Genomic DNA, 17274 nt, shown 5'->3' on the forward strand with positions numbered 1-17274 from the left:
TTCTTTTTTAAAACCCCACCGCCCCGCCCGGGGGCCCCCACCGGGGGGGGGGCCCCCCGCTTCGGGTCGGATGTCGGAGCCGTGTGGCTCTCGACGGCGGATCAGACGGTCGCGTCGGATTCCTCTTCGGTGGCAATCGTCGCTCCGAGTTCACGGAGACGATCGGTGTGCTCGCTGGCGTGGTGGCCACAGAACAGCAATTCACCACCGGTCGGAAGGACGGCGCGCACGCGAGCGGCAGCATTACACCGATCGCAGCGATCTGCAGCGGTCAACTTCGGGCTGGTCAACGTACCGGGCATGACTCCTCCAAACTGGCTACCGCTGAAATCGGGTGCCTGGGGTCTGGTCCGCCGCGCCGGGGGTAGCGCGGTGGATCTACTCTGACAGACGTTTCGTTTCGATGCGTTGTTCCCCGGGGTGCCCAATGGTGGCGCGGTTCACGCATGGACCAGCGAAAAGGCCCCGACGTGGAGCTTTGTCCCAGGGTGTGTTCGCTGACAGCGCAGCGTCGAACCAGCGAGTCCCGGCAGCGCTGGGCTGCGGGGAGAGATTCGACACCGCTACGAGGACAATGAGCCGATGACCGACACTCTCCTCCACCTCTGCCCACGCGACGAGTGGGACCGGGCTCGGGACGCAGGCGCCCTGACGCCGCTGTCGCTGAGCGAGACCGGATTCGTGCACCTGTCGACGCCCGCGCAGGTGCATCTGCCCGCCAACCGGTTGTTCGCCGGCCGGACCGACCTGCTGCTGTTGCACGTGGACCCCTCGGCGCTCACCGACCCGGTGCGCTACGAGCCGGGTGTGCCCGAAGACCCCGAGTCGATGCGGTTCCCGCACCTGTACGGCCCGCTGCCGGTCGGTGCGGTCGTCGCCGTCACCGAATACCTGCCCGGCGCCGACGGCCGGTTCGCGCGACTGTGAGGGTCCGGCGTCGTCATCGGACTGCGGCGAGGGGCGTGCCGGAGTGAACAACGAGAACGAGGGCCACCCCGCGGGGTGGCCCTCGTTCTCGTTGTTCTGTCAGTCGAGGTAGTCGCGCAGTACCTGCGACCGGGACGGATGCCGCAGCTTCGACATCGTCTTCGACTCGATCTGGCGGATACGCTCGCGGGTCACGCCGTACACCTGCCCGATCTCGTCGAGCGTGCGCGGCTGCCCGTCCGTGAGGCCGAAGCGCAGCCGGACGACGCCGGCCTCGCGCTCGGAGAGGGTCTCGAGGACAGACTGCAGCTGGTCCTGAAGCAGCGTGAACGACACCGCGTCGACGGCGACGACCGCTTCGGAGTCCTCGATGAAGTCGCCGAGCTGGCTGTCGCCCTCGTCGCCGATCGTCTGGTCGAGCGAAATGGGCTCACGCGCGTACTGCTGGATCTCCAGCACCTTCTCGGGCGTGATGTCCATTTCCTTCGCCAGCTCTTCCGGCGTGGGTTCGCGTCCCAGATCCTGGAGGAGTTCGCGCTGGATGCGGCCGAGCTTGTTGATGACCTCGACCATGTGCACCGGGATACGGATGGTGCGGGCCTGGTCGGCCATCGCACGCGTGATCGCCTGCCGGATCCACCACGTGGCGTACGTGGAGAACTTGTAACCCTTGGTGTAGTCGAACTTCTCGACCGCGCGGATGAGACCGAGGTTGCCTTCCTGGATCAGGTCCAGGAACGCCATTCCGCGGCCGGTGTAGCGCTTGGCGAGCGAGACCACGAGTCGCAGGTTCGCCTCGAGGAGGTGGTTCTTCGCGCGGTTGCCGTCGCGGCAGATCCAGTTCATGTCGCGCCGCTGCGCGACGGGCAGCTTCTCGCCCTTCTCGGCGAGCTGTTGCAGACGGTAGACGGCGTAGAGGCCTGCCTCGATCCGCTTGGCGAGCTCGACTTCTTCCTCGGCGTTGAGCAGGGCGACCTTGCCGATCTGCTTCAGGTACGCGCGCACCGAGTCGGCAGAAGCGGTGAGTTCGGCATCCTTACGGGCCTGACGAAGCGCCTCGGACTCCTCTTCGTCCCAGACGAAGTCACCGGACGCCTTGTCCTTCTCGGTGGGCTCTTCCTCTTCCACCACGACATCCTCGGTGGTGGCGAGTTCTCCCTCGGAGATCTCGAGGTCGGCGAGATCGGCAACGCTGGTCGCGTCGAACTCTTCCTCGCCGGCCGCTCCGGCGGCCTTCTTCGCTGCGGCCTTCTTGGCGGGAGCCTTTTTGGCTGCGGCCTTCTTGGCAGGAGCTTTCTTCGCTGCGGCCTTCTTGGCGGGAGCCTTCTTTGCTGCGGCCTTCTTCGCTGGCGACTTGGCGCTCGGCGCGGTATCCGCGGCGGTGCCGTCAGCGTCGGCGGCGGCGCCCGAGGCGCCTGCAACGGGTGCGGATTCGTTCTCTGAATCAGCGGTGTGGATGTCGGTGGCTGCCACGTACGCCCTTTCGTGACGAGGTAGTGCGGCGTCGCGCCAGAGGTGTTCCGGCGGAGAGGTCTGTCGGGATCAGGCCGGTTCCGGCCGGCTGAGGACCATTGTAACGATTCCGTCCGGGGAGGATGAGCGCGACTCAGGGTGTTACGCCGGTTTTCGCTGCGTATGCGGCTCCGACGATCCCCGCCGCGTTGCGCAGTTCGGCGGGAACGACCGGAGTTCGGTTGGTCAGGAGCGGGATCCACTTGTGATGTTTACGGCTGATCCCGCCTCCCGCGATGAACAGGTCCGGCCACAGCAGCGCTTCGTAGTGCTCGAGAACGCGGGAGACTTCCTTGGCCCACTGCTTGTACGACAGACCGAGCTTGTCCTTGACCGAGGACGCCGCGATGTGTTCGGCCTCGCGCCCGCCGATCTCCATGTGGCCGAATTCGGTGTTGGGGAGAAGGACGCCGTTGTGCAGCACGGCCGAGCCGATGCCCGTACCGAAGGTGAGCAGGATGACCACTCCGTCGGTGTCCTTCGCCGCGCCGAAGCGATCTTCGGCGATCCCGGCAGCATCGGCGTCGTTGAGGATGGACACGTCCTGCCGTCCGAGTGCGCCCGTGAACAGTTCGTGCGCATCGGTGCCGATCCAGGACGAGTCGATGTTGGCGGCGGTGCGCACGACTCCCCCCATCAGGACCGACGGCAGGGTGACACCCACCGGACCGGACCATCCGGCCTGGTCCGCGATTTCGGCAACCGTCGCGGCGACCGAATCCGGTGTCGACGGCTGCGGAGTGAGGATCTTGATGCGTTCACCGACGAGTTCCCCGGTGTCGAGGTCCACCACCGCACCCTTGATGCCACTGCCTCCGACGTCGACCCCGAACCCCAGATTCGACGACTGCACCGATTTCGACGAAATCGTCGGGGTGTCCTGGGTCATTACGTGTTCCTCTCGCTCGGATCGGCCCGGGGGAATCCGGACTGCGCCTGTGTCGCAACGATAGTGTGGTCCGTCGCGGCGCGGGGTCGCGAACCGGTGCATCTCCGTTTCTGCGGGGCCGCGAGTGGTGCGCTGGTGTCCTGCGTGCGGGTGTGTTCGGATGAGGAGATGCCTGCCGAGCGAAATCCCAGCCCATCGGAATTGTCCGCCCTGCGCGAGGTGGCCGTCACAGTTGCCCGAGAGGCCGCCGACCATGTCCGCGCCCGTCGTGGTGAACTCTTCGGCCCGCCCGGATCCGACGGCACCGATTCGGTCCGCACGAAATCCACGCATACCGATCCCGTCACCGTGGCGGACACCGAGAGCGAGGACCTGATCCGTGCCCGCTTGCGCGAGCTGCGACCCGGGGACGCGTTTCTCGGCGAGGAGAGCGGGAGCAGCGAGGCGACCGGCACGGGGGAGACCGGAGTGTGCTGGGTGGTCGATCCGATCGACGGCACCGTCAACTTCGTCTACGGCATCCCGGCGTCCGCCGTCTCGGTCGCCGCGCAGGTGGACGGCCGATCGATCGCGGGGGCGGTCGTCGACATCACGTCCGGCGACACGTACTCGGCTGCCCTGGGCGCGGGCGCGACCCTCACGGACGCGCGCGGCACGGAGACGCCGCTGCGATGCAACCCGGTGACCGACCTGGGGATGTCGCTCGTGGCGACGGGCTTCTCCTACACTCCGGGCCGGCGCGCTCATCAGGGCGCGATAGTCGCAGCGCTCCTGCCGCGGGTCCGCGACATCCGGCGGATCGGCGCCGCAGCGCTCGACCTATGCATGGTGGCCGCGGGTCGCGTGGACGCGCACTACGAGCACGGCCTCAATCCGTGGGACTGGGCGGCGGGTGCGCTCGTCGCGGCCGAGGCGGGCGCGACGGTACGGGTGCCCGGGGGTTTCGGCGACGCCGGAGAGATCACCGTCGCGGCGGCGCCGGGTATTGCGGTCGCTTTCAACGAGTTACTCGCCGAATTAGGCGCAAATGACGCCGCGCCGAATTGAGTATTCCGCCCGGTTCACCCGAATATGCTTTGTGTCGCGTCACGTCGAAATAGTGAGCGGCGTCCCCTTTTGCACTCGAAGTGAAAAAGTAATCAGCAACGGGCGTCGCGCGCGGCGGTGAGAAGGTCGATGTCGAGGGGCGCCGAACCCTCTCCGGCCGGGACCTCGCGGAGGGTCCGCAGGACCTCTTCCGCGTCCGCCGAGGGGGAGAGGTCCTTGAAGTACGTCCCGAGGGCGAAGTCGACGGTGTCGTCCCCGCGCTCGTCCAGGACCAGCTCGGCGCACGGTGCGAGCAGCCAGACTGCGCTCGCGGCGGCCTTACCGGACTCGCCGAACCGGATCTGTCCCTGGCACTGCATGTTCTGATCCAGGTACACGGGGTCGTTGCCGGCCTGAACATCAGGCGCGCTGGCGAAGCCGTAGTCGCTCAGCTGCGCAGCGACGTGTGTCGCCTGGCCACGCTCGCCGTTGGCGTTGAACACGCGAACACGGGTGGCAGCGAGGGGCGCGGGCTCGACGTCGAGCAGAGTGGACCGATCGACGACGTCTCCGAGCGGGGCGGGCTCGGCGCCGTCCGGACCTGATGCGCCGAGGGCCGGAGCGTTGCATGCGACGGTGGTGGTCACCGGTTCGACCGAACTGAACACCGAGGTCCAGACGACGATGGTCGCGACCGCAAGGACCGCCGCGGCGATCGCTGCCGGGAGTGTCCGGCGGTGACGGAACGGCCGGCCGCGCTTGTCGGTAGCGGTGCCTTGGGTGATCAGGGAAACCACGCCGCCCTGCCTCTCGTGTTCGTGCCGGTGATGGTGCGCACTCACTCTAGAGGGCGGCGCCTTCGGAAGGTGGAGGCCTCCGGAGGTGTCTGCCTTCGCGGGGAGGGAATGCCACGGGTTTCTGTGGTGTTGGTGACAATTGCTCGACAATTCCGGGCGGGCGGCGAAATTGATTGCATATTTCGGGTCCGCGTCGGCTATTGTTCGGCGGCCCGAGTCGTAGGAGTTGCACGACGCGGGTTCGAATGCACGTATTCGGGTATGTCCGGTGTTCCGGACTTATCCCAGGGAACTTCATGACACCGTCGAGCGTTGCCTTGGCCGGGAGCACCTTCGGTGCTTCTGCTGAGCGCCCGCACGAAGATTAGAAGGTAAGAGGACATGGCGACTGACTACGACGCACCGCGGCGGACCGAAAGTGACGAGGTGTCGGAGGATTCACTGGAGGAACTGAAGGCGCGGCGCAACGAAGCGCAGTCCGCTGTGGTGGACGTCGACGAATCGGATACCGCCGAGTCTTTCGAGTTGCCCGGTGCCGATCTGTCCGGCGAAGAGCTGTCGGTGCGCGTCGTGCCCAAGCAGGCCGACGAGTTCACGTGCTCGAGCTGCTTCCTGGTGCACCACCGCAGCCGACTGGCAACCGAGGAGAACGGCGTCCTGATCTGCCGCGACTGCGCAGCATGAGATCGCCCCGCGACTGCGCAGCCTGAGATCGCCCCGCGACTGCGCAGCCTGAGGTCGCCCCGCGGCCGCTCGGCATGACCATGCCGCGCGGCCGCTCCGTGTGACGACCTCAGGGCGCTGCGGCGACCGGGTGGTTGCGACCTGATGGTTGCTTCCCGCGGGTGCTCCCTGTGGCTACTTTCCTGTGGAAACGTCGCAGCCCAACGCTTCGAGCAACTCGGCGGGACGCCGGGTACTGATCAGCCAGTAGGGCGTCGGGTCGTCGGGATCGTCGAGTACAACCATCGCCATCGTCCCGACCCACGGCCGGTGCTGGACGAATGCGGCCGGATCGAGCTGGCGGCCGAGCGCAGCGCTCTTCGCCGACGCCGGAACCACCACACCGCGTGAGATGACCTCCACCGGTAGATGTGCGCGTCCCACGACCAGCTCCCCGTCGACCACTTCGACCTTGCTGCGAGAGAGCCAGATCAGAGCCCAGATCGGGAAGGGCAGCAGCAGCACGTACGGCAGCCACGCGTAGAGGCCCGGCGCTCCCATATGGAGTTCCGCCGCGAGCAACGCAGCGATGCCGAGCCCGATGGGCCACCACCACCACGGCACCCACATCTGTTCGGAGAAGGTCGGGGTGCCGGTGGTCCGGCCGGGGGTCGCTCCGGAGCGAGAGGATCGAGACACAGGCCCAGGATAGTCGCCCGTATCGGACGGCCTCGCGCCCGCAGCGGGGGACAGGCATCCGCAGAGTAACCTCGGTCCACGTGACCGACCTTCCGCGCATCCCGCTGCGTCGCCTCGACCCCGGGATCCCTGTGCCCACCCGTGCTCACCCCGGTGACGCAGGTGTCGACCTGTGCACGACCGCCGACCTGACTCTCCAACCGGGCCAGCGAGCTCTCGTGGGGACCGGCATCTCTGTTGCCCTGCCGATCGGTACCGTCGGGCTCATCCATCCGCGGTCCGGACTCGCAGCGAAGTTCGGTCTGTCGGTGGTGAACACCCCCGGGACGGTCGACGCCGGATACCGTGGAGAGATCAAGGTGTGCCTGATCAACCACGACACCGAAAACGCCGTCGAGCTGCGCCGCGGTGACCGGATCGCCCAGTTGCTGGTCCAACGCGTCGAACTCGCCGAGTTCGTGGAGGTCGACGAACTCGACGACACCGCACGCGGAAGCGGCGGATACGGATCGAGCGGCGGACACGCCGGTCTCGTGAAGGAAGGTTCCTGACATGTTCGGACGTCGCAAGAATCGTGGACCGGATACCGGTGCCGATCGCGCTGAGCAGTCCTACGCGGACGACGGCAGCTTCGATGATGCCGGGTACGACGAGGCCGGTTACCACGAGGCCGGTTACGACGAGGGCGGTTACGGCACTGGCGCGTACGACGAGGCGGGATACGACCACGCGACCGGTGCCGCCGGCGACGAAGGGCCCTTCGACATCACCGAGATCGACGAAGAGGACCTCACCGGTTCCCGTCTCGATCTCGGCTCCGTGCTGGTGCCCCTCCCGCAGGGAAGCCAGATCCAGGTCGAGATGGCGCAGAACGGTGCGCCGCAGAACGTTCACCTCGTCACCCGGTACGGGCGGATCACCGTCTCGGCGTACGCGGCGCCGAAGTCGCCGGGTCAGTGGCGCGAGGTCGCTGCGGAACTGTCCGAGACCCTGCGCAACGACAACGCGACCGTGAGTATGGAATCCGGTCCGTGGGGCAGGGAACTGCACGGTGTGACGCCGAACGCGGACCTCCGGTTCATCGGTGTGGACGGCCCTCGCTGGATGATTCGGTGTGTTGTCGCCGGTCCGGCCGGAAACGCCGGCGGGGATTCGGAACTGGTAGCACTCGCGCGATCCGTCGTCGCGGGGACTGTGGTGCGACGAGGAGCAGAGCCGTATCCGGTGCGCACGCCGTTGCCCGTCGTCCTTCCCGAAGCACTCGCGCAGCAGCTCGCTGCGGCAGCGCAGCAACAAGCCGCGGCACGACAGCAACCCGCTCAGCAGCAACCCGCTCAGCAGGGAGCCGCCCCACAGCAGCAACGCGGTCCGCAAGGCGCCCCGGCTGCGCCTCCGGCGCCGCGTCAGGGTGGACCCGCACCGCAGGCGCGCGCAGGAACGAACCCGCCGCCGCCGAGCACGCGGCAGCCGCAGCCGCCTCGCCGCGGCGAGTCCGGCTCCGCTATGCAGCAGCTGGGCTTCTAGCCCGTACCGCCGGTCCGGTCCTCACGCGGGGCCGGGCCGGCGCACGCCTGGTCGAGCGCCGTCAGGCACATCGTGCCGAGCCGGCCCGGATCCGCGCCGATGTCGGCCAGTCGGAGGCTCCCCAGCGCGGCACGCGGAATCTCCCGCGCCCATTGCTCCGCCGTCTCGACCGGATGCACCGCATCGTCGACGGCCGCAGCGATCCCGACCGGCACCTCGAGAGCGCGCAGCCTGTCCACGTCGAGGGCGTGCACACCGGCGGCTTCCTCGAGCGCCGACGGCAGGTCGGGCCACTGAGCCTTCCAGGATCGGGTCAGCTCTATGGCAAGCCAGGAAGGACTCGACGCCGCCATCGCGGCCGTCACCGCGTCCAAACCGTGAGCACGGAGTTCCGACGCAGTCCATCGCGCGCTCGCCGCGGCAGGCGCCGCGGCAGGATCGCCGGTCCACGCAGGCAGGGCCGCGAGCACTCCCGCAGCGAGATCCGGATGCTCCGCCGCCCACTGCAGGGCGACCGCGGCCCCGATCGACACTCCACCGACCAGGATCGGGCCGCTGCGCGCGGCAGCATCCATGGCGCGGACGTAGCTGCGCACGACTCCCCGAGGGTCGGGATCGACCGCCACGACGTCGATTCCCCGGGAACGCAGCGCGCCCCGGAAGACGCGGCCGACGAAGTTCGCATCCGAGCCGGTGCCGGGCAGAACGACGGCGACGGTGACAGTGCTGAGATCGAGGGTGGAGGGCACAGTGCGGGGCATGTCACAATCCTGCCGAATGCTCGAAACCGGACCACAACTCGGTGTGCTTGTGCTTGCCCGGAATCGGTCTACAGTGGCGGTCGAACGACAACTTCGGGCACGCACATGTGCCCACCGTGTACAGGAGCGCGCCATGCCACCCGCCGCGGCCGGTTACCTACGCCGGCTCACTCGTCGGTTGACCGAGGATCTCGAGGAACTCGACGCAGAAGAGATGGCCGAGTCGTCTCATTCGACCGGCGCGCTTCCTGTCGTCAAGTGCACCCGCGGCCAGGAAGTGACCATGTTCGGCCGGCTCCGCAGCGTGGAGTCCTGCTCGAAAGCAGCCGCCCCGACAGTGCAGGCGGAGTTGTTCGACGGCACCGACTCCATCCTTCTGGTCTGGATCGGACGCCGCCGTATCCCGGGTATAGAAACCGGCAAGACCCTGCTCGTACGGGGACGAGTCGGTGAACGCGACGGGCGACGGGTGATCTACAACCCCTACTACGAATTGCGCGGCCCGGCCTGACCGGGCGCGGACCGTGAGGCGCGAAGGGGCTCCGCACGTCCGCGACCGGGGTAGCCCCGGGAATATGGCACTCTCGTAGGAGTGAGCGACATCAGGCAGCAGACGATGCTGGAACAACTCGGTGGCATCAGCGGGTTGGTGTATTCGACGCTGCCCGTCCTGGTGTTCGTGCCGGTGAACAGTTGGTGGGGCCTGACGGCCGCGATCTGGGCGGCCGTGGCTGTCGCCTGCGGTGTCCTGGCGTGGCGGCTGATTCGAGGCACCCCTATTCAGCCCGCGATCTCGGGTTTCATCGGCGTCGCGGTGTGCGCGTTCATCGCGTATCGCACCGGTGATGCCAAGGGGTACTTCCTCTTCGGGATCTACGCCAGCCTGATCTACGGCGGAGCATTCGTCGTATCGGTGCTGGTCCGCAGGCCACTCGTGGGCGTGGTCTGGGGGATGCTGAACGGGCAGGGCTCACGGTGGCGGTCGCACAAGGACGCCGTCCGTGCGTACGACATCGCGACCGTCGCATGGGCACTGGTGTTCCTGGCGCGCTATCTGGTCCAGAACCACCTCTACGACGCCGACGAAACCGGCTGGCTGGCCGTGGCCCGCATCGGAATGGGCTGGCCGCTCACCGGCCTGGTGTTGCTGGTGACCTTGTGGGCGGTACGCAAAGCCGACCGTCTCGTCGAGCCGGCTCCCGAAGCCGAGGAACCGGGGGAGACCCCGATTCCTCCCTCGGGCCGCCACCGCGAGGTGTGACGTCGCCCGGACGAGACAGCGCTACAACGCGCGGTGTTCTCCGTCGGGCAACGCCGGACCGCGGGAACCGTCCTTGAGCATGACGCCCGAGGCGCCGAGCCGCCGCGCACCGTCCACGAGTGCAGCAATCACCCGCGCGGCCCCCTCACATGTCATCCCGCCGGGCGGATGGATGTTCGACACACAGTTCCGCTCGGAGTCGCGGCGCCCCGGCTCGGGGTGATGCGTGAGGTAGACGCCGATACTGTCGGCGCTCGACAGTCCGGGGCGCTCACCGATGAGCACCAGCATGGTCGTGACGCCGAGCTGTGCGCCGATGTGGTCGCCAAGTGCGACCCGCGCCTGCGTGGCGATGACCGGCGGCGCGAAAGTCGACCCGGGAAGCGCACGCACGATCGCTGCGACGAGCGCGGGGCCGTGGGCCAGGAGCGCGGTCGACGACAGGCCGTCGCACAGAGCGATCCCCACGTCGGCACCGCTGTGGGGAAGTGCGGTCCCGTCCTCCGGCCGGCGTCCCAGGTCGGGGCGGCGGAGATAGACGTCCCGGGTGGCGGCCGCGCTGCGCACCGTCAGAGGCGCACCGAGACGCGGGCGTCCGGGCAGATCATCGAATTCGAGCGCCTCCAGCTGCTGTGCGAGGGACTCCACGTCGAGAGGTGCATGAACGGCATCGCGGGCCGCCGCATGCGCCGCGACGAACTCGAGGTGCCGCCGCGTGGGCAAGCCGTTGCCGGCCCGTCCCAGTCCGATGCGGGCCTGCGTGTGGCGCCGGAGTGCCTCCCACGCGTCCGTCACAGCGCCCCTCCGAGTGCTCGCAGCGGCGAGGCCGCCATATCGACGGGCAGGATGCGCCCGGAATCGTCGGCCAAGCCCTGTGCCCGCAGCCATTCCTCGAATTCGGGGCTGGGCCGCAGACCCATGACCTCCCGCGCATACAGCGCGTCGTGGAACGAGAGCGACTGGTAACCGAGCATGACGTCATCCGCTCCCGGCACCGTGATGACGAACGCGGTGCCCGCGACGCCCAGCAACGTGAGCAGGGTGTCCATGTCGTCCTGGTCCGCCTCGGCGTGATTGGTGTAGCAGACGTCGACTCCCATGGGCAGGCCGAGGAGCTTGCCGCAGAACTGGTCCTCGAGCCCTGCCCTGATGATCTGTTTGCCGTCGTAGAGGTACTCGGGTCCGATGAAACCGACGACGGTGTTGACCAGGAGAGGATCGAGCTCACGCGCCACCGCGTACGCGCGGGCCTCCAAGGTCTGCTGATCCACTGGGCGTCCACCGGCGCCCAGGTGTGTGCCCGACGAGAGCGCCGAGCCCTGACCGGTCTCCAGATACATCACGTTCTCGCCGACCGTTCCGCGGCGCAGCGCCCGCGCCGCCTCGTTGCCTTCACGCAGGAGGGCGAGATCGACTCCGAATCCGCGGTTGGCGCCTTCGGTGCCCGCGACCGACTGGAAGACCAGATCGACCGGCGCGCCCTGCGCCACCAGGTCGATGGTCGTCGTGATGTGGGTGAGTACACACGACTGGACCGGGATGGAGAACCGCTGCCGGATGTCGTCGAGCAACCGCAGGAGGTCGGCCACCGCGTGCGGGGAGTCGCTCGCGGGGTTGATGCCGACCACCGCGTCGCCGCATCCCATCAGGAGGCCGTCGAGCACCGCCGCCGCGACACCGTGCGGGTCGTCGAGCGGATGGTTCGGTTGCAACCGGGTCGACAATCGGCCCGGGAGGCCGATGGTGGTGCGGAAGGCACTCGTGACGGTCGCTGCCCGCGAGACCGCGATCAGATCCTGGTTGCGCATGATCTTGCTGACCGCCGCGACCATCTCCGGGGTCAGCCCCGGCGCGAGTGCCCGCAGCGCGGGGGCAGGGTCCGGCTGCGCCGCGACGGTGAGCAGGTGGTCGCGGAAGCCGCCGACCGTCAGATGCGCGACGGGCGCACACGCGTCGGCGTCGTGGGAGTCGATGATCAGACGGGTTACCTCGTCGGTGTCGTACGGAACGATCGCCTCGGTGAGAAAGGCCGACAGCGGCACGTCCGCGAGCGCCCACTGAGCCGCCGCACGCTCGGCGTCGGAATGCGCGGCGCACCCGGCGAGTTCGTCTCCCGACCGCCGCGGCGACGCTTTCGCCAGGAGATCCACGAGACCCTGGAATTCGTATGTGACACCGGCGATCTGCTGCCGATACACGGTCATGGTTCGGTCACCTCCGAAGTCCCTCGGTCACGCCTCGGCGGCATGGTCGGCACAGCGTACCGAGGTGAGCCGTGCAGCGCCGGTCGGGTGAGGGCCGGAACCGGGACCCGGCACGGGAATCGTCCCGAGGTCCCGGCGGAGTGGGAGACTAGACGCCGACGGCCGCGCGCAACTCGTCTTCGACATCCTGCGCAGCGACGAACAGCAGTTCGTCTCCCCCCTCGAGGGGGTCGTCGGGTTGCGGCACGATGACTCGTTCACCGCGAAGAATCGTCACCAGCGCGACGTCCCGCGGCAACTGCAATTTGCGCACCGGCTTGCCCGCGAGCGCGGTGGTGTCGGGCAAGGTGATTTCGACGAGGTTCGCACCCCTTCGCAATTTCATCAATCGCACCAGATCGCCCACGGTGACGGCCTCCTCGACCAGCGCCGCGAGCATGCGAGGGGTCGACACCGCCACGTCGACCCCCCACGACTCGTCGAACAGCCATTCGTTGCGGGGGTCGTTGACGCGGGCCACGACGCGCGGCACCCCGAACTCGGTGGTGGCGAGAAGGCTCAGCACGAGGTTGACCTTGTCGTCGCCGGTCGCTGCGATCACCACATCGTAGTTTTCGAGACCGGCAGCCTCGAGCAGACTGAGCTCGCACGCGTCGGCGTGCACCCACTCGGCCTCCGGCACGGCAGCGGGTTCGACGTGGTCGAGTTTGCGCTCGAGCAGCATGACCTCGTGGTTGTTGCGCACGAGTTCGCGGGCGATCGACCGTCCCACGGCTCCCGCGCCTGCGATGGCGACCTTCATCGACGGATCCTCTCGGTTGACGGGGTCATCGTGCTCAGTTGTCCTCCGCCGGAGGGTTCTCGGCCAGTGTGATCGCCTCGGCCGCGGAACCGGAAACGGCAGCGATGTAGACCAGATCGTCTGCCTGGATCACGGTCCTGCGATCCGGCAGCAGGCCGGTGCCGAACCTGATGAGGAACGCGACGCGGGAACCGGTTGCTTCCTCGAGTTCGGTCACGCGCCGTCCTACCCAGCCTTCGTGGACGTCGACGCCGGCCACTGCGACCGAGCCGGTCGGATCCCGCCACCGCGTCGCCTCGCTGTCGTGGGTGAGCGCGTGCAGGAACCGGTCCGTGGTCCACGGCACGGTGGCGACGGTGGGGATGCCGAGGCGCTCGTAGGCGGCCGCGCGCTTCGCGTCGTAGATCCGCGCGACCACCCGCTCGACCCCGAAGATCTCGCGGGCCACACGCGCCGAGATGATGTTCGAGTTGTCACCCGACGACACCGCGGCGAACGCGTCGGCCTGCTCGATGCCGGCACGGATCAGCACGTCCCGATCGAATCCCATCCCCACGACCGTGTGGCCGGGAAAATCCGGTCCCAGCCGCAGGAATGCGCTCGGGTCCCGGTCGACGACCGCCACCTCGTTGCCGAGTCGCGCGAGCGCGGTGGCCACGGACGAACCCACCCGGCCACACCCCATCACCACCACGTACACCGTGGACACTCCGTTTCGTCGATCGTCGAGGAGGCGACCACGGTCGGTGGTCGCCGAACGGAACCGTACCGCCCGGCGGTCGGGCGCGCGGTCGGACTCGGCGAAGCGTCGGTGGCGTGCGGAAACGGACACCGGCGTCCGATGCAGTGTTCCACCAGGCGGACGGCTTAGGCTTTGCAGGTGTCCAAGCTTTCCACCGCCACGAAACGGCTCCTGCTGGGTCGCCCGTTCCGCAGCGATACTCTCGGGCACGATCTGCTGCCCAAGCGGATAGCCCTGCCCGTATTCGCCTCCGACGCATTGTCCTCGGTGGCATACGCGCCGGAGGAGATCTTCCTCGTCCTGTCCATCGCCGGCTTGTCCGCATACGCGTTCTCGCCGTGGATCGGCCTCGCAGTCGCCGCCGTCCTCGTGATCGTCGTGGCGAGTTACCGGCAGAATGTGCGCGCCTACCCGTCGGGCGGCGGCGATTACGAGATCGCGACGAAGAACCTCGGGGCCACCGCCGGTCTGACGGTCGGCAGCGCCCTCATGGTCGACTACGTGCTCACCGTCGCGGTCTCGTTGTCGTCGGCAGCGGCGAACATCGGTTCGGCGGTGCCCTTCGTCGCGCAGCACAAGGTGCTCTTCGCCATCGCCGCCATCGCGATACTCGCCGCGGTGAACCTGCGTGGGCTCCGGGAGGCGGGCAAGGCCATTGCCTTCCCGACGTACGCGTTCGTGGCCTGCATGCTCGCGATGCTCGGGTGGGGGCTGTTCCAGATCTTCGTCCTGGGGGAGGACCTGCGAGCGGAATCGGCGGAGTTCGAGCTCGTCGCCGAGCAGACCGACCTCACCGCGATCGCCTTCATCTTCCTTCTCGCACGGGCCTTCTCGTCGGGCTGTGCGGCGCTCACGGGTGTCGAGGCGATCAGCACCGGGGTTCCGGCCTTCCGCAAGCCCAGGGCACGGAACGCGGCGACCACACTGCTCATGCTCGGAGCGATCGCCGTGACGCTCTTCCTCGGGGTGGTGTTCCTCGCCCAGCGTCTGGGCGTGGTGGTGGCGGAGAATCCGGCGACCCAGCTCCGGGGTGCCCCCGAGGGGTACGAGCAGAAAACGCTCGTCGCGCAGCTGGCCCAGACGATCTTCAGCGACGTTCCGGTGGCGTTCTTCCTGATGGCGGTGGTGACGGCGGTGATCCTCGTGCTCGCCGCGAACACCGCCTACAACGGGTTCCCCGTGCTCGCCTCGGTGCTCGCCCAGAACCGGTACCTCCCGCGGCAGCTGCACACCCGCGGCGATCGCCTCGCGTTCAGCAACGGCATTGTGTTCCTGTCGGGTCTGGCCATCGTGTTCGTGTGGGTCTTCGACGCCGAAGTGACCAAGCTCATCCAGCTCTACATCGTCGGCGTGTTCGTCGCCTTCAGTCTCGGACAGGCCGGAATGGTCCGGCACTGGACCCGATTCCTTGCCACCGAGACGGACCCGGCGAGCCGTGGCCGGATGCAGCGTTCACGGTCGGTCAACGTGATCGGGTTCGTGGCGACCACGGCCGTGCTGCTGATCGTGCTCGTCACGAAGTTCACCGCGGGTGCGTGGATCGCGGTCGCGACGATGGTGGCGATCTTCGGTGTGATGAAGGCGATACGTCGTCATTACGACACCATCTCGGCCGAACTCGAAGGTGCGGAGTGGGACGGGGTTCTGCCCAGTCGCACCCACTCGATCGTGCTTGTGTCGACGCTCCACCTGCCGACATTGCGCGCCCTGGCGTACGCGCGGGCGACCCGGCCCGACACTCTCGAAGCGATTACCGTGAACGTCGACGAGGAGGACACCCGCAAGCTGGTCCGGGAATGGGAGCGCAGCGACCTCACCATTCCGCTGAAGGTCGTCGAGTCGCCGTATCGTGAGATCACCAGGCCCGTGCTCGACTACGTCCGGCGTGTCCGGCGTGACTCGCCGCGTGACGTCGTGACGGTGTTCATCCCGGAGTACGTGGTGGGTCACTGGTGGGAGCAGATCCTGCACAACCAGAGTGCGCTACGTCTCAAGAGCCGTCTCCTCTTCCAACCCGGGGTGATGGTCACGAGCGTGCCCTGGCAGCTGCGCTCGTCGGCAGCGGTGGGACGAGAACGGATCGATTCGGCGCCCGGAGCGGTGCGCCGGGGTCTCGACAAGGAGGAACAGCAGTGAGTCGGCAGGAACGACAGGGCACGCGCACGGATTGGTCCGGACGCCGGGTAGAGGTGATCTTGGGCAACCCCGCGCACGGCGGTTTCTGCGTCGCCCGGTTCGAAGGCCGGGTGATCTTCGTCCGCCACGGCCTTCCGGGGGAGCGGGTGTTCGCGTCGATCACCGAGGACCGCGGCGGCTCGTTCTGTTTCGCCGACGCGGTGGAGATCCTGGAAGCCTCCGAGGATCGGGTCGATCCGCTGTGCCCGGTGTCCGGGCCGGGCGGTGCGGGCTGCTGCGACATGTCACACGCTTCCGTGCCCGCGCAGCGGCGCTTTGCCGCCGCGGTGGTGAGCGAACAGCTGCGGAGACTCGGCGGTGTCGAGCGCGACATCACCGTCGAGGAAATCCCGGGCGGGTCGCCGAACGGCACCTTGTGGCGGACCCGTGTCCGGCTCGCGGTCGACGCCGCGGGCAGCCCCGGGTACCGGCGGTACCACAGCAACGACGTCGTTCCCGAGCTTGCGTGCCCACAGATAGACGCCGCCGCCTACCGGGGTTTGCCGGACCAGGTGTGGCGTCCCGGCGCCGAACTGCAGGTGGTGCTGGATGCGAACGGCGACCGGCACATCGTCGAGATCGCGCCTCCCGTGATTTCGGGTACCGGTCACAAGAGCCCCGGCCGCCGCGGCGCCGCCGCGCGCCGGGCTGCGACGAGTGCGCCTCGCGCGGAGAAGGTCGTCGAGGGGTCGGGACGACCCGTCGAACGGGTCGGCGATCGCGAGTGGACCGTCGCGGCAACCGGTTTCTGGCAGGCCCATCGAGGGGCGCCGACCACGTACTCGGGGGTCGTCGCGGAGTGGGCGCAGGCGTCGGAGGGAAGCACCGTCTGGGACCTGTACGGCGGAGTCGGTGTCTTCGCCGCCTCGCTAGCCGGACAGGTGGGAAGCCGGGGGAGTGTGATCTCCGTGGAGTCGTCGCGGACCGCTGTGGAGGACGGTACGGCTGCGCTGGCGGACCTGGACCAGATCTCGTTCCGGCACGGACGCGTGGAGCGCCTCGTCGGCGAGCTTCCGGCTCCGGAGGTCGTCGTGCTCGACCCGCCGCGCGCCGGTGCGGGCAAGGAGGTCGTGAGTGCCATCGCGGAGGCGGGGCCCCGCCGGGTCATCCACCTCGGATGCGACCCCGCGGCATTCGGCCGTGACGTGGGCCTGTACCGCGCACAGGGTTTCGAGCTCGCCGAAGTCCGCGCGTTCGCGGCGTTCCCGTCGACTCATCACGTGGAGTGCCTCGCGCTGTTCACCCGGTGAGCGGGGTCTCCTGAGCGGCCGCTGACGCCGCTGGGAGGTTCG

General features: G+C 68.2%; 19 protein-coding genes. 9 read left to right on the forward strand and 10 right to left on the reverse strand.

Features of this window, described 5'->3' with window-relative positions; all coding sequences use genetic code 11:
• Nucleotides 1–101 precede the first annotated feature (101 nt).
• A complete protein-coding gene (locus tag ACLQ3J_RS01775) occupies nucleotides 102–302 on the reverse strand; it encodes a DUF7455 domain-containing protein (RefSeq protein WP_169620673.1) in 201 nt (66 codons plus the stop codon).
• 280 nt (nucleotides 303–582) lie between these two features.
• Here ACLQ3J_RS01775 and ACLQ3J_RS01780 point away from each other — a divergent pair, with 280 nt between their 5' ends.
• A complete protein-coding gene (locus ACLQ3J_RS01780; RefSeq protein ID WP_296551173.1) occupies nucleotides 583–927 on the forward strand; it encodes a DUF952 domain-containing protein in 345 nt (114 codons plus the stop codon).
• A 99-nt stretch (nucleotides 928–1026) separates the two neighbouring features.
• Here ACLQ3J_RS01780 and ACLQ3J_RS01785 read toward each other — a convergent pair whose 3' ends face one another.
• On the reverse strand, nucleotides 1027–2400 hold the full coding sequence (locus tag ACLQ3J_RS01785) for an RNA polymerase sigma factor (protein ID WP_169620675.1): 1374 nt from the start codon (nucleotides 2398–2400) through the stop codon (nucleotides 1027–1029).
• A 133-nt stretch (nucleotides 2401–2533) separates the two neighbouring features.
• On the reverse strand, nucleotides 2534–3328 hold the full coding sequence (gene ppgK / locus ACLQ3J_RS01790) for a polyphosphate--glucose phosphotransferase (protein ID WP_296551171.1): 795 nt from the start codon (nucleotides 3326–3328) through the stop codon (nucleotides 2534–2536).
• Nucleotides 3329–3496: 168 nt separating this feature from the next.
• Here ppgK and ACLQ3J_RS01795 point away from each other — a divergent pair, with 168 nt between their 5' ends.
• Nucleotides 3497–4375: an inositol monophosphatase family protein gene (locus ACLQ3J_RS01795; RefSeq protein ID WP_296551170.1), complete on the forward strand. Its 879-nt coding sequence runs from the start codon at nucleotides 3497–3499 to the stop codon at nucleotides 4373–4375.
• A gap of 92 nt (nucleotides 4376–4467) precedes the next feature.
• On the opposite strand, the gene cei is transcribed toward ACLQ3J_RS01795, so the two are convergent.
• Nucleotides 4468–5151 (reverse strand): envelope integrity protein Cei, encoded by a 684-nt coding sequence (gene cei / locus ACLQ3J_RS01800; RefSeq protein ID WP_296551167.1) that lies wholly within the window; start codon nucleotides 5149–5151, stop codon nucleotides 4468–4470.
• Nucleotides 5152–5532: 381 nt separating this feature from the next.
• Between cei and ACLQ3J_RS01805 the strand changes: the two genes are divergently transcribed.
• On the forward strand, nucleotides 5533–5835 hold the full coding sequence (locus tag ACLQ3J_RS01805) for a DUF4193 domain-containing protein (protein ID WP_169620679.1): 303 nt from the start codon (nucleotides 5533–5535) through the stop codon (nucleotides 5833–5835).
• Between the two features lie 174 nt (nucleotides 5836–6009).
• On the opposite strand, the gene ACLQ3J_RS01810 is transcribed toward ACLQ3J_RS01805, so the two are convergent.
• On the reverse strand, nucleotides 6010–6444 hold the full coding sequence (locus ACLQ3J_RS01810; RefSeq protein WP_169620734.1) for a DUF3093 domain-containing protein: 435 nt from the start codon (nucleotides 6442–6444) through the stop codon (nucleotides 6010–6012).
• 149 nt (nucleotides 6445–6593) lie between these two features.
• Between ACLQ3J_RS01810 and dut the strand changes: the two genes are divergently transcribed.
• Both dut and ACLQ3J_RS01820 read left to right on the forward strand, forming a co-directional pair.
• Complete coding sequence (dut, locus tag ACLQ3J_RS01815) at nucleotides 6594–7064, forward strand: dUTP diphosphatase (protein WP_169620680.1); 471 nt, start codon at nucleotides 6594–6596, stop codon at nucleotides 7062–7064.
• Between the two features lies 1 nt (nucleotide 7065).
• Nucleotides 7066–8037 (forward strand): DUF3710 domain-containing protein, encoded by a 972-nt coding sequence (locus ACLQ3J_RS01820; RefSeq protein ID WP_425902008.1) that lies wholly within the window; start codon nucleotides 7066–7068, stop codon nucleotides 8035–8037.
• On the opposite strand, the gene ACLQ3J_RS01825 is transcribed toward ACLQ3J_RS01820, so the two are convergent.
• Nucleotides 8034–8798, reverse strand: a complete 765-nt coding sequence (locus ACLQ3J_RS01825; RefSeq protein ID WP_425902009.1) for an alpha/beta hydrolase — start codon at nucleotides 8796–8798, stop codon at nucleotides 8034–8036. The two genes, ACLQ3J_RS01820 and ACLQ3J_RS01825, sit on opposite strands and share 4 nt — an antisense overlap.
• A gap of 133 nt (nucleotides 8799–8931) precedes the next feature.
• Between ACLQ3J_RS01825 and ACLQ3J_RS01830 the strand changes: the two genes are divergently transcribed.
• Both ACLQ3J_RS01830 and ACLQ3J_RS01835 read left to right on the forward strand, forming a co-directional pair.
• Complete coding sequence (locus ACLQ3J_RS01830; protein WP_169620683.1) at nucleotides 8932–9309, forward strand: OB-fold nucleic acid binding domain-containing protein; 378 nt, start codon at nucleotides 8932–8934, stop codon at nucleotides 9307–9309.
• Between the two features lie 81 nt (nucleotides 9310–9390).
• Nucleotides 9391–10059, forward strand: a complete 669-nt coding sequence (locus tag ACLQ3J_RS01835) for a DUF3159 domain-containing protein (RefSeq protein ID WP_169620684.1) — start codon at nucleotides 9391–9393, stop codon at nucleotides 10057–10059.
• Nucleotides 10060–10080: 21 nt separating this feature from the next.
• On the opposite strand, the gene eutC is transcribed toward ACLQ3J_RS01835, so the two are convergent.
• The 4 genes from eutC to ACLQ3J_RS01855 all read right to left on the reverse strand — a co-directional run bounded on the left by eutC (nucleotide 10081) and on the right by ACLQ3J_RS01855 (nucleotide 13765).
• Nucleotides 10081–10854, reverse strand: a complete 774-nt coding sequence (eutC, locus tag ACLQ3J_RS01840; RefSeq protein WP_296551160.1) for an ethanolamine ammonia-lyase subunit EutC — start codon at nucleotides 10852–10854, stop codon at nucleotides 10081–10083.
• Nucleotides 10851–12263, reverse strand: a complete 1413-nt coding sequence (locus ACLQ3J_RS01845) for an ethanolamine ammonia-lyase subunit EutB (protein WP_296551158.1) — start codon at nucleotides 12261–12263, stop codon at nucleotides 10851–10853. Before ACLQ3J_RS01845 ends, eutC begins: the two co-directional genes overlap by 4 nt.
• A 148-nt stretch (nucleotides 12264–12411) precedes the next feature.
• Nucleotides 12412–13065 carry a potassium channel family protein gene (locus ACLQ3J_RS01850; RefSeq protein ID WP_296551157.1) on the reverse strand — a complete coding sequence of 218 codons (654 nt, stop codon included), beginning with the start codon at nucleotides 13063–13065 and terminating at the stop codon, nucleotides 12412–12414.
• Between the two features lie 34 nt (nucleotides 13066–13099).
• The gene (locus tag ACLQ3J_RS01855) at nucleotides 13100–13765 is read right to left on the reverse strand and encodes a potassium channel family protein (RefSeq protein ID WP_296551227.1); all 666 of its coding nucleotides are present in this window, start codon (nucleotides 13763–13765) and stop codon (nucleotides 13100–13102) included.
• A 180-nt stretch (nucleotides 13766–13945) separates the two neighbouring features.
• On the opposite strand from ACLQ3J_RS01855, the gene ACLQ3J_RS01860 reads away from it, so the two are divergent.
• Nucleotides 13946–15943, forward strand: coding sequence for an APC family permease (locus ACLQ3J_RS01860; protein WP_169652369.1), 1998 nt, complete (start codon nucleotides 13946–13948; stop codon nucleotides 15941–15943).
• Nucleotides 15940–17232, forward strand: a complete 1293-nt coding sequence (locus tag ACLQ3J_RS01865; protein WP_296551153.1) for a class I SAM-dependent RNA methyltransferase — start codon at nucleotides 15940–15942, stop codon at nucleotides 17230–17232. The genes ACLQ3J_RS01860 and ACLQ3J_RS01865 overlap by 4 nt, the downstream gene beginning before the upstream one ends.
• Nucleotides 17233–17274: the final 42 nt, after the last annotated feature.

This window comes from Rhodococcus sp. DT1, from assembly GCF_049844875.1.
Classification (GTDB): Bacteria; Actinomycetota; Actinomycetes; order Mycobacteriales; family Mycobacteriaceae; genus Rhodococcus.

What these genes read in the sequence shown, in the direction of transcription:
- ACLQ3J_RS01775 (WP_169620673.1), bottom strand. Translation starts at nt 302, where the DNA reads ATGCCCGGTACGTTGACCAGCCCGAAGTTGACCGCTGCAGATCGCTGC.
- ACLQ3J_RS01780 (WP_296551173.1), top strand. Translation starts at nt 583, where the DNA reads ATGACCGACACTCTCCTCCACCTCTGCCCACGCGACGAGTGGGACCGG.
- ppgK (WP_296551171.1), bottom strand. Translation starts at nt 3,328, where the DNA reads ATGACCCAGGACACCCCGACGATTTCGTCGAAATCGGTGCAGTCGTCG.
- ACLQ3J_RS01795 (WP_296551170.1), top strand. Translation starts at nt 3,497, where the DNA reads ATGCCTGCCGAGCGAAATCCCAGCCCATCGGAATTGTCCGCCCTGCGC.
- ACLQ3J_RS01805 (WP_169620679.1), top strand. Translation starts at nt 5,533, where the DNA reads ATGGCGACTGACTACGACGCACCGCGGCGGACCGAAAGTGACGAGGTG.
- ACLQ3J_RS01810 (WP_169620734.1), bottom strand. Translation starts at nt 6,444, where the DNA reads ATGTGGGTGCCGTGGTGGTGGTGGCCCATCGGGCTCGGCATCGCTGCG.
- ACLQ3J_RS01820 (WP_425902008.1), top strand. Translation starts at nt 7,066, where the DNA reads ATGTTCGGACGTCGCAAGAATCGTGGACCGGATACCGGTGCCGATCGC.
- ACLQ3J_RS01825 (WP_425902009.1), bottom strand. Translation starts at nt 8,798, where the DNA reads ATGCCCCGCACTGTGCCCTCCACCCTCGATCTCAGCACTGTCACCGTC.
- ACLQ3J_RS01830 (WP_169620683.1), top strand. Translation starts at nt 8,932, where the DNA reads ATGCCACCCGCCGCGGCCGGTTACCTACGCCGGCTCACTCGTCGGTTG.
- ACLQ3J_RS01845 (WP_296551158.1), bottom strand. Translation starts at nt 12,263, where the DNA reads ATGACCGTGTATCGGCAGCAGATCGCCGGTGTCACATACGAATTCCAG.
- ACLQ3J_RS01850 (WP_296551157.1), bottom strand. Translation starts at nt 13,065, where the DNA reads ATGAAGGTCGCCATCGCAGGCGCGGGAGCCGTGGGACGGTCGATCGCC.